Source organism: Streptomyces montanus, assembly GCF_005786655.1.
Classification (GTDB): domain Bacteria; phylum Actinomycetota; class Actinomycetes; order Streptomycetales; family Streptomycetaceae; genus Streptomyces; species Streptomyces sporangiiformans.
In genome coordinates this window covers 1-14,355 of sequence record NZ_VBZC01000002.1, presented here as the reverse complement: position 1 = coordinate 14,355, position 14,355 = coordinate 1, and the positions used below count along the sequence as shown (strand labels likewise).

Below are 14,355 nucleotides of genomic sequence, written 5' to 3'. Positions count from 1 at the left end.
CGCCGTCCTCCTTTCCTCTCATGCGTGGCGTGTGCGGCGGTGAGGAGGAGCGGGGGCGCTCATCGGGACGCCACCAGCCGCTCCAGCTGCCCGACCATGGCGTGGGGGGTCGGCATGGCCACCGACTCGTCGCGCAGGCGCCGTGCGGCGTCGGCGATGGCGGGCTCGTCCAGGAGCCTGCGGGTGTGCGCCAGGATCTGATCGGCGCGAGCCTCGCGGTGGTATACGAAGAAGCCGGCGCCGGCTTCCTCCAGGTACCGTCCTCGCAGCTCGTGGTCGGCGACGTAGGTCGAGAGTATGAGTTGCGGGACGCCGTTGACGAGTGCGGTGGAGAAGGTGCCGAAGCCGCCGTGGTTGATCACGGCCGAGCAGCTGGGCAGCAGAGAGCTCAGGGCGACGTTGTCCACGGCCCGCGCGTTGGACGGGAGGTGGCCGAGCCGTTCGCACTGCTCGGGCATGAGCGCGGCGACCACCTCGACGTCGAGGTCGGCGAGGATTTCGAGGATGTCGGGCGCGGACACGTAGTCCCCGCCGTACGCCTCGGTGTTCATCCGGCCGAGCGTGAGGCAGACGCGCGGACGCTTGGGCGGCTCGCGCAGCCAGTCCCACTGGACCGCGGCGCCGTTGTAGGGCTGGAAGCGCATCGAGAGCTGCCGCAGCGTGCTGGGCGGGCGCTGACTGGGCGGCAGCGTATCGATGGTGTAGTGGCCGTTGAGCAGTTCCTCGTCGCAGACGACGCCGTAGGGTCGGGCGCGTTCGTCGATCCACTCGGCGAGGGGGTCGACGCGCTCCTCCTCGGGTACCTCCCGGGCCAACTCGACAAAGGTGCGCCGGGCTTGGCCGTACACATCGGCGCACCACAGCAGCCGGACGTCGACCGCACCGCTGACGCGCGCGGCGACGGCCCCGGCATAGGAAAGGGGGTCGCGGATGACGAGGTCGGGCCGCCACTGCCTCGCCAGGGCCACCATGCCGTCGAAAACGGGTTCGTTGTAGCGGGCGAAGCCCCACGGCACGCTGATCTCGTAGCGGCGGCGCAGGGCGGGCCAGTCGGTCTCCTCCGGGGAGAGCCGGCTCCAGTTGGCCTCCTCGGCGTCCTGGGAGTCACGGGAGGCCGCCATGTCGCGGTATATGTCGGGGTCTTGGCCCACGGGGGCGGCCACCAGGCCCACGCCGGTGATGGCCGGGGTGAGCGACGGGGAGTTGGCCACCAGTACGTCGTGCCCGGCCGTGCTCAGTGCCCAGGCCAACGGCACCATGGAGTTCAGATGCGACTTCTCCGACAGACCGGCGAACAGAACGCGCATGGCTTCCTCTCACTCCCCGGGTATTCCGCGGTCGTGCCGCGCGGTTGGTGGTGTCCGACGGTCCGTCACGTCCGTCACGTCGATCGCGTCCGTCAGAAGGCGGATGGCGCTCAGCGGACAGGTGTCGCGTGCCTCGAGCACGGCGTCGAGGCGGCTGCGATCCGGCCGCTCGACCAGCAGGAGGGCTCGCCCGTCCTGCTCGTGCTGATCGAAGACCTCGGGAGCGGCCAGCACGCACTGACCGGCTCCCATGCACTTGTCGCGGTCGATCACGATCTCCATACGGGGCCTCTGCGTCATCCGAACGGTGAGGCGCCCATCTTGCGATGCGCCGGGCCGGGTTCAGGAGCGCGGCCACCGCTGTCTGGGGTTTCCTCCAGAGATTCCCCACCGGTATGTGCGGGCCGGTCCCCGCACCGGGCCGGCTGTAACGCGGGCCGGTCCCCGCACCGAGGCGGCTGTAACTCGGTGAATCCCTAGAGTGTGCCGGTGCGGCTCGCCATGCGCCTTCGGGCCGTGCTGAGGTGAGGGCGTTCGGACCGGCACAGTCCCGGCTCTGCGACACGCGTCGCGTGCCGGTCCCGTCGGCCCGAAGAAAGGGGAACCACCAGTGGCGCAGCATGGCAGCCCGAACCTCCTTCACGCAGTGCCCCGGATACCCGGTCCCGAGATCGGCAGGCCTCCGACGGTGGAACCGGACGGCGGGGCCACACTGCTGGGCTGGCTGGCCAGGATGCGGGACGAGTGTCCGGTCTGGCGGGACGACAAGGATCAGGTCCACGTCTTCCGGCACGAGGACATCCAGCGTGTCCTCTCCGATCACGCGACCTTCTCGTCGGACACGGTCGGACGGATGTCGGGCGGTGAACGGCAGGCACCACGCGGGACCCTCCTGCTGCTCGACCCTCCGCTGCACGGCAAGATGCGCCGCCAGATCAGCCGCGTCTTCACCCCCGGGCTGATCGCCGGGCTGGAGCCGTGGATCACCGAGCTGACGGGACAGCTGCTGGACGCCGTCGGCACCGACCGATTCGACCTCGTGGACGCCCTCGCCAACCCGCTGCCGGTCACGGTGATCGCCGGGATGCTCGGCGTACCGGTGACCGACCGGGAGTTGTTCCAGGCGTGGGCGGATCAGCTGCTGTCCACCGACCCGGAGGACCCGGAGAGCGTACGGCGCACGGAGGAGACCGCCGTGACCATCTCCTCGTACCTCCAGGATTTCATCGACGAACGCCGCAGGGAGCCCAAGGACGATCTGGTCGGCACCCTGGCGGCGGCCGAGATGGACGGCGCCCGCCTGACCGACGAGGACATCTCCAGCTTCAGCACGCTGCTGCTGCTCGCCGGGCACATCACCACCGCGGTGCTGGTGGGCAATGCGGTGATGTGCCTGGACCGCGAGCCGGAACTGTTCCAGCGGGTCCGTAAGGACAGGTCGCTGGTTCCGGCGGTCATCGAGGAGACACTGCGGCTGCGCCCGCCGTTCACCAGGATCGAGCGCGTCACCACCCGGCACACGGAGATCGCCGGGGAGAGCGTCGCCCCCAACACGCTGGTCCAGGTGTGGCTGCTGTCGGCCAACCACGACGAGCGGGTCTTCGAGGAGCCGACGGCATGCCTCCTGGAACGGTCCAACGCGCGCCAGGCGGCCTTCGGCCACGGCATCCACTACTGCATCGGCGCGGCCCTCGCCCGGCTGGAAGGGCGCGTGGTGCTCAACGCGCTGCTCGACCGGTTCACCCGGATCCAGGTCGACCCCGACGCCCATCTGGCCTTCCACGGCACCAACGTCTACGGCGCACGCCACCTGCCGCTTCTCGTCCAGCGAGCCACGGAGTTCTCATGACATCCAGGCCCGAAGCCCCCGTGATCCCCAGCGAACGTGGCAAGTGCCCGTTCGATCCGCCCTCGGAGTACGCCCGGCTGCGCGAGGAGGAACCGATCAGTCCGATCACCTTCCGCCTGGCGCCCAAGGACACCCAGGGCTGGCTGGTCACGAACCACCAGCACGTGCGTCAGATCCTGGCCGACGAACGCTTCAGCCACCGCAACGAGTTGCTGGCCACGGTCGCCGCACCCCCCTTCCCGATGACGGAGTACGCTCCCCAGCCCGCCGCGCCGGGGTTCTTCGCCAAGATGGACGGGGCGGACCACGCCAAGTACCGCCGGCTGCTGGCGGGCCACTTCACGGTCCGCCGTATTCAGCAGCACGAGCCGGAACTGTCGCAGATCGTCGACGAGACGCTCGACGAGATGGCGGCCTCCGGTTCGCCCGCCGATCTGCAGTCCTCGTTCTCCGAGGTGGTGGCCGCACGATCGGTGTGCTCGCTGCTGGGAGTCGCCCCCGATCTGGTGTCGGACATGTCGGAGCACTTCGGTGCGATGATGACGCTCACGTACACGCTGGAAGAGTTCATCCACCACATGGAGTCGATCGACGCCATCCTTCGGCCCATGGTCAAACAGCGTATGGCCGAGCCCGCGGACGACTTCTTCGGCCGGCTCGTCGCCACGGGGGAACTGACGGAGGAGGAACTCGTCAATCTCGCGGTGCTGACCGTGGGAGGTTCCCTGGACACCACCCCGAACATGCTGTCTCTCGGTACGTTCGCGCTGCTGGAACACCCCGACGAGCTGGCGCAGTTGCGTGCCCGCCCCGAGCTGTACGACACGGCGGTGGACGAGCTGCTGCGCTATCTGACGATCTCCCAGCTGGGGTCGAGTCGTTGCGCGCTCGAGGACGTCGAGATCGGGGGACGCACCATCAAGGCGGGCCAGACAGTGGTGCTTTCGCTGCCCGCCGCCAACCGGGACCCGGACGTCTTCGCCGACCCGGACCGGCTGGACGTCACCCGGTTGCCCCGCAAGCACTTGGCGCTCGGCTTCGGGGAACACCAGTGCCTGGGGCAGCACTTGGCCCGCGCGACGCTGCGGATCGGACTGCGGAGGCTGTTCGAGAGGTTTCCCACGCTGCGGCTGACCCAGCCGGCGGACGAGGTCCCGCTGCGCGACCGCGCCATGCACTTCGGAGTCGACCGGCTCCTCGTCGACTGGGACTGAGACCAGTCCGGCGGATCAGGGGCTGACTCGGCCCTGATCCGCCGGACCGCCCCTAGGTCTTATCCGGCCATGGTCCGCCGGACCGGGCCCAAAAAAGCCTGCGTGCCTGAATGTCGCTCGGACACGTGGAAGAATATGCGGCAGCCGTGAATGTTTCGTCGAGGAAGCACGTGACAGGGTGAAATTCGTCCACACGTGGAAGGCGCTCAGTCCGCACACCGTCGGCCAGTGGTCGGGCCCGCCGTCTGCACGACGGTCCCTGTGTGTGAACAGTCCCGCACAGCTGAGGGATTCGAAATGCTAGGTGCTCCTCATCCTTCTCGCGACAGGGAAGCCGCCGGGCGGCACGGGTATCCGGTACTCGTCGAACGCGACCGTGAAGCGGCTGTCCTGTCGGGGCTCGCCCGTGAAGTCGCGGCCGGCATGCCGGGCCTCGTCCTCGTGGAGGGCCCCGTCGGCATCGGGAAAAGCGCCCTGCTGGACAGGCTGGCCGACGAGGCGCGTGACGCGGGGACCCAAGTCCTCAAGGCCCGGTGCACGCCACTGGAACTCGACCTGCCCTTCGGCATGGTGCGTCAGCTGTTCGGAGGGTCTCTTTCGGGACCGGGACGGCCCGTGCCGGGCGACATACCTCCCGACTGGCAGCGGCTCGGACTGGATCCCGACGCCCTGCCCGGCGGCGCGGACCCGGCCGCCGACGTGCCGCACGGCACGCTGCTCGCCCTGTACCACTCCCTCTGCCGCATGGCGATGGACCATCCGCTGACCGTCATCGTGGACGACGCCCACCACGCCGATCCCGCCTCAGTGCGTTTCCTGTCGTGCCTCGCTCGGCGGCTGAGCGGAGTTCCGGTGCTCCTGGCACTCTCCCGCCGCACGGACACCGGCGTGCACACCCCTCAACTGGACGAGATCGCCGCCCAGTCGCTGTGTCACAGCCTTCGTCCCCGCCTGCTCAGCGACGACGGAGTCGCCCAGCTCGTCCGGCACATGACCGGCAGTGGCGACGACAAGGAGATTCCATCCGACTCTCTGGCCGTGGCCGGCGGCAACCCTCTTCTGGTCACGACCCTGGTCACTGCCCTTGGGCCCGGGGACTGGCCGTCGGCCACTGCCGGTCCGGCCGACATGGACGGCCGGCATGTCGCCGTGCTGCGCGAGCAGGTGCTGCGGTTGCTGCGCCGGCAGTCGGCGACGACGTACGCCGCGGTGCAGGCGATGGCCGTACTCGGTGAGGGGGCGCCTCCGCAGACCTACGCGCGGCTGGCCCGCCTGGACACCCCCGTGTTCGTGCAGGCCGTCCTCGCCCTGGGTTCCTCCGGCCTCGTGTCCGCCACACCGGACGGGAGGAACTGGTCGTTCACCCACCGTCTGGTGCGGGACGCCGTCCTGTCGGACATCCCGCCCGAGCAGCGCGCGGAGAGACACCGCCACTCCGCACGGCTGCTGCTCGACAACGGCGCGTCCGCGAAGCGGGTCGCCGAGCACCTGCGCATGGCACCGGAACCGGTCACCGACAGCTGGCTGGTCGCCGTACTGCGCGAGGCCGCCCGGGAAGCGCTCCTGCACAACGACCCCCGGCGCGCGATCGACCTCCTGAAGCTGTGTCTGTCCGAGGATCCCGACCCCGCCGCCGATGCGCAGGTCCTGTTCGAACTGGGCATGGCGGAGGCAGGAGTGGACGTCCATGCCAGCATCCGCCATCTGCGGCTGGCCGCGGACCACTTGAAGGATCCGCAGCTGCGGCTCACCGCACTCACCAGTGTGGCCGACGGGATGCTGCGCGCCTACCGGGCACCGCGGACCCTGCGTTCGCAGACCGCGCCCAGACATCACGCGGTCGACGACAGCGACGAACCAGCGATGCTGAGAGAGGCCCTCAGGCTGCTGGACTCGACCACGGACCCCCATTCCTTGCGCGCCGAGGCCGACAACGGTCACTCCCTCGACCTGCCGGGCGACACCCCGGGTGAGCGCGCCGTACTCGCCATGCGGGCGGCCATCGCGGTGGCATGGTCGAGACGAGTCCCCGAGGCAAGGGCGGCGGCACGGCGCGTGATCACTCGCGGCATACCGGCGTGCGACTCACCCACCTTCGTGCTGTCCGCCGCGACGACCCTGCTGTTCGCGGACCGGCCGGACGAGGCGGAACCGGTTTTCTCACAGGTCAGGGATGCCTCCTCGCACCCCGACGGGCCATCGCAAGCGGCCGGCATGTACGCGGAAGCGAGTCGACGGCTGGGAGCGTTCGGGGAGGCGCTCGCCACCACCGGCATGATCCTGGACCCCGCGCCACGGGAGCATGCCCAGCAGCTCACGGCGTTGCCCGCCGCCGTCCGCGTCCACACGCTCCTGGACCAGGGAGATGTCGCCGGTGCGGCCGCGACGGCCGTCCATGCCGTCCCGCTGCCAGGCATGCACACCTGGCAGTGGGACGAGTATCTGTGCGCCCAAGGACGACTGGATCTGGAGCAGGGCGATCCGGAATCGGCGCTCAGGGACCTGCTCGCGTGCGGCAGGAGCAGGCGGCAATGGGGAAGCAACCCGGCGTCGTCGTCCTGGTGGTTCTGGGCGGGCAAGGCACACCTGGCACGCGGCGACACCTTACGGGCCCGTGACCACGCCGAGGAGGCGGTCGCTGTCGCCCGGGCCGCCGATCTGCCGTGCGCTCTGGGTATGGGACTGGAGCTGTTGGCCGCCTCGCACGATGACCGCGGTGCCGAGCTGCCCCTCCTCGAAGAGGCGGTAGCGGCACTGGAGACGAGCGCTGCACCCCTGGAGCGGGCCCGGGTGCGCGTGGCGTACGGGACGGCGCTGCACACCGCGGGCCATACGAAGGATGCCCGGAGTGTGCTGCGGCGGGCTCTTGAAACGGCGTACGAGCTCGGAGCCCGCGGGCTGTACCAGCAGGCGCACCAAGCGCTGCTGGCCACCGGCGCACGCCCGCGGCGCCCGATGATGAGCGGGCTGGGTTCGCTCACTCCCAGCGAGCTGCAGGTGGCACGGCAGGCCGCGGCAGGCCTCAGCAACCTGGAGATCGCCGAACTGCTCTTCGTCACCCAGCGCACGGTGGAGCTGCATCTGACGTCGGTGTACCGCAAGCTCGGCGTCTCCGGGCGGCGCCAGTTGTACACCGCCTTGGAGGGAGCGCGCGCGGAAAGAACCACTCGGAAGCACGGTCGAGGCGGGGCCGCCGGTTCAGCCGGAGCAGGGGCCGCATCGGAGCCGAGGCGGTAGCCCCTCGTGTCCGGCAGACTTCGACAGCGACGCTCAAGGGGGGCGCATGCCAGCGGGCGGGCCCGTAACGCGCTGGTCACAGCCGTGCAACACAGCTCGTGGACCGGCGGAAGGGCGTTCACTGAGCGTCTTGCGGCCTCGGTCCCATGGCACATACATTCCGGACCCATGAACGCCTGCACCCTGTACGCCATACCCTGCTCAGGGGCCAGGCGTTCGACGCGATGCGCCACCCGCTCACGAGCGCTGTTCCGCCCTCACGCGCGTCTCCCCCCTTGACCGAGGGACCGACGTCGATGACGCAGCTTCGGCGAGGGTGGCAACCGCCGCTCGGCCGAGGCCGCAGGACCGGCTGATCGACCGCTGAGCCTCCGGTGACACACCACCGCTCCGTGTCACCACGGGAACCCGGCGCACCCTCTCGCCGAACCGGCCGACAGCTCTGAAGCCCCCCACCCGAACTGACCCTCCGGTAGGCTGCGTGTTCCCCCACACATACGCACAACGTCCCCTGCCCTGCGGCCCCGCCTTCCTCACACGTCCCCTGGGGCCGCTCGCACCGCCGCTCGGCGACACCTCCCTCCGGGCGAGGCACCCGGACTTCGAATCCAGAATCGTGGAGCCCCGGCCACTGGCAACCGGGCCGCACCGGAGCCGAGCGGGGAACGGCCGATGAGAGGCCGGAACAGCGACGCATACCTCCACCGGGCACGCCTCACTGCCGCCGCGCCCTTGCTCGATGGCCGCGCCGACGCGAAGGGGCACAGAGCGGGGTTGGCGGAACGGGAGACAGAGCTCGCCTCGGTGGCCGCGGCGCTGCGCAGCGCCGCGGAAGGCCGCGGATCGGTGGTGGTCGTCCAAGGCCCGCTGGGCGTAGGCAAGTCGGCACTACTCGGAGCCGTCGGCGAACTCGGCGCGCCGTCGGACATCCTGACCTTGCGCGCCCAGGCAGCGGCCGCGGAACACGACTTCTCCTTCGGCGTGGTACGGCAGCTCATCGAGCCCGCCCTGGGTTTCCCTCGCTCAACGCGGACCGCTCACGGCTTCGAGGGCGATGCCGCCGACGCCGGGCTGGTCCTGTCCGCGGAAGCGCTCGGCGACCAGGCGTCAACCTGGCCCGAGGAGAAACGGAAGAGGGCCCTGTCAGGCCTGGTGGCCTTGGTCGGCGACATGAGCCGGGACCGTACGACACTGCTCCTGGTCGACGACCTGCACTGGGCCGACGTGGAATCGCTGCAGATGCTCTGCCGCCTGGCCCATGCCGTGCCCAACCGGCGCATCCTGCTGGTGTGCACCCTGCTCACCGGCGACGTTCGGGCGGAACAGCCGCTGGTGCGGGAACTGTTGTCCCTCGCGGAGCACACACTGGGTCCGGCGAACCTGAGGTTGGACAGCACACGGTCCGTCGTGGAGGAACGCTACGGCACTTCGGCCGACGAGGAGTTCGTGCGCGCCTGCCATGAAAGGTCCGGCGGCAACCCGTTGTTCCTCCGCTCGATTCTGACGGAGGCTCAGCACCACGGCCTGGAGCCGGTCACAGCGCACGCCGCGGACGCGTCCGTCCTGCGTCCCTCTCTGCTGCAACGGCGGCTGCTGGTGTTCCTGAAGTCCCTGCCCGATCCCGTACGCAGGTCGGCTTTCGCCATGACGGTTCTCGACGGGAACACCGATCCGTATCTGCTCATCCGTCTGACCGGGCTCGATCCCGTGCGACAGGCGGACTCACTGCGCGCGCTGAAAGACCTCGGGCTGATCGCCGATCCCCGCCGTCCGGTCTTCACGCACCCCGTCGTACGGGACGCCGTCGAGGAATGCATGGAGTTGGAGGAGCGAACGGCCCTGCGCGTCATCGCCGCGAAACTCCTGCATCAGTCGGGCCATCCGATCGAGCAGGCTGCGGAACAGCTGATGGCGGTCGCCACCCCGCAGGACCGGCGCGCGACCCGGATCCTTCGGGCCGCGGCGGTCATCGCGATGCGGCGCGGGGCCCCTCGGGACGCCGCCGGCTACCTGCGCCGCGCGCTGCTGAACAGCACTTCGGTCGGTCCCGAACGCGGCCGGCTCCTCATCGACCTGGCCGCCGCGGAACGCAGTTTTGCCACCGCCGCCTCAATGGGCCACCTCCTGGAGGCCGTTCCGCTGCTGGATTCCGTGCAGGAACGGGCCGCGGCGGTGACCGATCTGATCGCTCCTGTACTGATGAATCCGGCGTCGTTCCAGGTGGAAGAGCTACTCCACCGCGTTGCGGCCGACTTGGCCCAGGTCGGCTCGTCGAGCGCTACCGACCATGAGCTGGCACTGCGCCTGGAGGCCCGGCAACGCTTCCTCCGCCGCCATGACCCCGTGGGCGTCAAGGAGGCGGTACAGCGTCTGGATTCCCTCGGGTCGCGGCCGCTCATGAGGACCCGCGGCGGACGGGAACTCCTGGCCGTCCTGCTCGATGCCTCCGCCGCCGCCCATGCGGCATCCGCCGCGGAACTGGCACCACTGGCGACACAGCTGCTGCACTTCGAACAACCGTCCCAAGCGCATGTGCACACCCCCTTTCCGCTCGCGGTGCATGTCCTGACCGCAGCGGAACAGACGGAGGTTGCCGAGTGGTGGCTGAACGCGGCCTACCAAGTCGCGGTGAACCGCGGGGACAACGTCGAACTGGCTGTGATCCGCGCGGAACAGGCACTCGTCTCTCTCACCCTGGGCGACGTGGCCGACGCCAAGACCAAGGTCCGACAGGCCAAGGCGCTGGCTGGGGGCGGGCTGCACGGGCTCCCGATCGCGTGCGTGACCCTGGTCGCCTTCGTGGCCCTGAAAACCTCCGAGCCGAAACTCGCCGAACGCATCCTCAGGAAGAGCCGGCTGGACATGGAACACCCATGTCTCGCGGCGCAGAGCGCCGTGGCCCAGGGCAGTATCGCCGCTCGCATGGGCATGGCGGAGAGAAGCCTGGACCACTTCCTGAGGGCCGGGCACCTTCTGGCTCAGATGGGCTGGCGCAACCCCGCGTTCCTGCCCTGGGCCCGGTACGCCGCGCTCATGCACCATCGTCTGGGCGACACCGCGAGCGCTGCCGAACTGATCCGCAACGAGGTTGACTCCGCACGCAGCTGGGGCGCCCCCGTAACGCTGGCCCAGACCCTCGCCGCACAGGGCCGGGTAACGGCCGGACGGGCCGGGATCGAACATCTGGAAGAATCCCTAGAGATCCTCGAAAAGTCCGGGAACCGTTACGAGTTGTGCAAGGTCCTGAATCTCCTCGGGCAACGCCTCGGCCCCAAGGACACGAAAGGCAGAGCTGCCCTTGTCCGGGCCCTCAAACTCTCGAAGGAATACGACATCCCCTGGCTGACCGAGAAAATCCACAGCCGGCTGGGAGCAAAGCCCTCGATGGCGGGCGCCGACAGTGCTCCGCTCACCCCGTCCGAGCGCAAGGTCGCCCGGCTTGCCGCATCCGGATTGAGCAACCAGGAGATAGCCGACGACTTGGCAATTTCACGTCGCATGATTGAACGTCATCTGACCAGTTCGTATCGCAAGCTCTCCATCGAAGGCAGGTCGGATCTGGCGGCCGCGCTCGGCATGGACGGGGCCGACTCCGACGCGTGATGTCCCGTACTCACCGGTCGGCCGCCGGTCCGAGACGGCCACGTCCCGAGCATCGGGACCGTACTTTGCCCTGGTGACAGAGGCGGCACAGGCGGCAGACGCGACAGCGGCGGGAGTCCGGGGCCGCAATGGCGGCGCACCCGGACTCCTTGCGAGGGGAGCCGACGGCGACCGATCGGCACATCGGTCTCGTCGACGTGTTCAGCGCCCACAATCCAAGACCTCAGCCGAGTGAGAAGATCTCAGCCGAATGAGCAAATTCGCCGCACGGGCCGCCCTCACGGCTTCCGCAGCCCACCGACGCACGGCTGCGTCGCGCTGCTTCACTTTCCGCGAGGCAATGCGAGTCCTCGTTCCTGACCGCCTGGTCACATGCCTTGTAGATGCCTTGCCCGCCCCGCATCGCCCGCACTCCGGCGGACCGAACCACCGAACCACCGAACCACAGTGTTTTCTGCTTATGCAGGAGTTTGCTTGACCCATGTAAACGATCATTCCTAGGCTCCTGCTCAAACCTTCAAGGGCACGCCCTCCCCCCGCCCTGAAGGACCACTGCAACAAATAACTCCCCGTCATCAGAACCTAACTTTCCGGCAACCCGACGCTAGGGCTTCTTATGGCCTGACGGACACCCCGAGCAACCCCCCATGTATGTGCAACAGAAGAAAGACGGTACGTCTCAGATGACCAAGAACATGACCGGTGCCTCACGTGCCAGAGACAGCGTCACCGTGTCGTCCCGCGCAACCGTCCCCGCTCATCCTTCGGAAAGCCGACTCAACCCCCGCGCGCGACGCCGCACCTGTACGGCGCACATCGACACCGAACTCAATGTCACGGCCGCGGACTCCGACTTCTACCGCCAGTTCGGACGCAGCTCGGCCGACACCTGCGGGCGCAGCCTCTTCGACCTCCTGCATCCCAGCGCCCCGAGCGTCATGGGCCGGCACTTCAGGCGACTCGCCGAAGGCCGCTGCAACCGGTTCGTCGAACGCACAGTGGGCCTGTGCGCCCCTCATCGCGTGTTCTCCTGCGAGCTGACAGGCATAGCGGTTCACGACACCTCGGACCGCCTTGTCGGCATCGTCGTTCTCGTCCACCCGGACGAGGCGCCGGGCGACACCACCGCGGAATCGATCAGTCCCCGCGACGTTCTTCTCAGTAAACTCGACGCACAGGTACTCGAAGGCGTCGCGAGCGGTGCCTCCACCGTGCAACTCGCCACACGGCTCTACCTCAGTCGGCAGGGGGTCGAGTACCACGTCGGACTGATGTTGCGGAAACTCAGGGCTCCCAACCGTGCGGCCCTCGTTGCCCGGGCGCACTCCCTGGGCATGCTGACCGTCGGCCACTGGCCGCCTCGGGTCCTGCCCGAGTTCGTCAAGTAGCAACATCACGGCGGCAATCGACCGTTCGACCACAGGGTGTGCCTGTGGCGATCGCATCAACTGATGGGATTGCGGGGATTGCGCCCTTCATTCATTACTCCGCAGCTCCGCTGACCGGGTTCGCTGACATGCCACTGCCCGCACTGCCCGCACTGCCTTGGACGGGCCGGTGCGGGCAGTGGTGTTGGGCGACTGGCTCCGTCAGTGAGGGCGACTCGCTCAGCCGGTGAGGGAGGCCGGGAGTTCGTCGAGGGAGTGGATGACGCGGATGCCGTCGCTGATGGCTGTGCCGGCACCGGTGTTCGCCCGGTCGAGCCAGTAGGCGTGCAGCCCTGCTTCGTGGGCTCCCACGGCATCGAGGGTGTATTTGTCTCCGACGTAGGCCACTTCGTGCGGCTGGAGGCCGATGGACGCACAGCCGGCGAGGAAGATGCTCGGCGCGGGCTTGGCCTCGCCATGCTGGTCAGAGCACACCAGCGCGTCGCCGAAGTAGGGCAGGAGGCCGATGGCGTCGAGCTTGTGGCGCTGGTGGTCGGCGGATGAGTTGGAAACGATCCCCAGTCGGTAGTCGGATACGAGTTTACGGAGCACGGGCTCGGAGTCGGGGAACGCTGCCCAGGCGGCGTCGCGGTGGGCCCGGTATCCGGCGAACCAGGCGGAGGCCTCCTGGTCCGACAGGCCGCCGGCGTGCGTGATCTGCCCGATGTGGGAGAGGAATTCCCGGGTGCGTTCGCGCTGCTGCTCGGTGAAGGTGACCTCGCCCTTCAGGAAGCGGGCGTACTGCCTCTCCATGATGTTCCGCCAGAGCGCGACCGCCGTGGCGGGGTCGGGGAACTGCTCGAGCAGCCCTTCCGTCTGCAGGTGGGCGAGCACGCCGGCTTCTTCCGAGGCCGAGTAGTCGAACAGGGTGTCGTCGACGTCGAAAAGCACACCCTGGATCGGCATGAGGTGGTCCCTTCTGGTCCTGGTGTCGGGCTGGTCCGGCGTGCACGAGCATCCCACGGCGTTGCACCGGGACTGATCCAACTGCCAGTTGTGAACAGGACTGATCCAACTGCCTGTCGATTGAACTGGGCTAGTCCAACTGCCTGTTGATGAAGGCGAACAGCTCCTCGTCCGTGGCCTCGTCGAGCTGCTCGGTCACCGACTCCCTCGGCGCTCCGAGCGTCTCCTCCTCTCCCTCCACCGCAGCAAGAAGCCCCTTGAGCCGCGCCTTGAGGAGAGTCCGTACGCCGCCGTCCAGGCGCGCCTCCGTGACACTTGCCGCCATGCGATCCACGTCGACCAGAAGCTGAGCCGCGGTTCCCTCGCCCCCTCCGATCAACTCACTGGCCAGATACTCGGTGAGGGCTGCGGGGGTGGGGTGGTCGAAGACGAGGGTGCTCGGTAGCCGCACCCCGGTCTCCGCACTCAGCTGGTTCCGCAACTCCACCGCGGTCAACGAGTCGAAGCCCATGTCACGAAACGCCCTGCCCGACTCCACACTCCACCCCCTGGCATGCCCCAACACCGCAGCCACCCGCTGCCCCACCAAATCCGCCACCACACGCCGCCGCTCCACCTCCGGCAACCCGGACAACCGCACCGCCCAGCCCTCGCCGACACCCGAGGCTTCAGGAGCGGAGCCGTGGAGCGCTTCGGCGGCTTCGGGCAGTGCGGCCAGCAGTGGGCTGGGGCGGCTCGTGGTGAAGGTGGGGGCGAAGCGTTCCCAGTCGATGTCGGCGATGGTGACGGTGGTGTCGGCAAGGTCCAGGGCG

9 protein-coding genes are annotated in these 14,355 nt (G+C 68.8%); 5 read left to right on the top strand and 4 right to left on the bottom strand.

The annotated features are described in order from the left end of the window. Positions 1-59: 59 nt before the first annotated feature. Together FE633_RS01475 and FE633_RS49405 are read right to left on the bottom strand one after the other, a co-directional pair. Positions 60-1,307 carry an activator-dependent family glycosyltransferase gene (locus FE633_RS01475; protein WP_138043162.1) on the bottom strand — a complete coding sequence of 416 codons (1,248 nt, stop codon included), beginning with the start codon at positions 1,305-1,307 and terminating at the stop codon, positions 60-62. 9 nt (positions 1,308-1,316) lie between these two features. Continuing rightward, positions 1,317-1,607: a ferredoxin gene (locus FE633_RS49405; protein WP_342790639.1), complete on the bottom strand. Its 291-nt coding sequence runs from the start codon at positions 1,605-1,607 to the stop codon at positions 1,317-1,319. 346 nt (positions 1,608-1,953) lie between these two features. On the opposite strand from FE633_RS49405, the gene FE633_RS01465 reads away from it, so the two are divergent. The 5 genes from FE633_RS01465 to FE633_RS01445 all read left to right on the top strand — a co-directional run bounded on the left by FE633_RS01465 (position 1,954) and on the right by FE633_RS01445 (position 12,598). Next, a complete protein-coding gene (locus FE633_RS01465) occupies positions 1,954-3,156 on the top strand; it encodes a cytochrome P450 (protein WP_246113353.1) in 1,203 nt (400 codons plus the stop codon). Continuing rightward, positions 3,153-4,370 carry a cytochrome P450 gene (locus tag FE633_RS01460; RefSeq protein WP_138043161.1) on the top strand — a complete coding sequence of 406 codons (1,218 nt, stop codon included), beginning with the start codon at positions 3,153-3,155 and terminating at the stop codon, positions 4,368-4,370. The genes FE633_RS01465 and FE633_RS01460 overlap by 4 nt, the downstream gene beginning before the upstream one ends. Positions 4,371-4,667: 297 nt before the next feature. Then, positions 4,668-7,607 carry an ATP-binding protein gene (locus FE633_RS01455; RefSeq protein WP_138043160.1) on the top strand — a complete coding sequence of 980 codons (2,940 nt, stop codon included), beginning with the start codon at positions 4,668-4,670 and terminating at the stop codon, positions 7,605-7,607. Positions 7,608-8,279: 672 nt separating this feature from the next. Beyond that, a complete protein-coding gene (locus FE633_RS01450; protein WP_138043159.1) occupies positions 8,280-11,210 on the top strand; it encodes an ATP-binding protein in 2,931 nt (976 codons plus the stop codon). 683 nt (positions 11,211-11,893) lie between these two features. After that, positions 11,894-12,598, top strand: coding sequence for a helix-turn-helix transcriptional regulator (locus FE633_RS01445; protein WP_246113352.1), 705 nt, complete (start codon positions 11,894-11,896; stop codon positions 12,596-12,598). A gap of 219 nt (positions 12,599-12,817) precedes the next feature. Here FE633_RS01445 and FE633_RS01440 read toward each other — a convergent pair whose 3' ends face one another. After that, entirely contained in the window at positions 12,818-13,543 is a 726-nt protein-coding gene (locus FE633_RS01440; protein ID WP_138043158.1) for an HAD family hydrolase, read from the bottom strand. A gap of 130 nt (positions 13,544-13,673) precedes the next feature. Then, positions 13,674-14,355 (bottom strand): acyl carrier protein (locus FE633_RS49120; protein ID WP_281291090.1); only part of this gene is annotated, 682 nt, incomplete at its 5' end.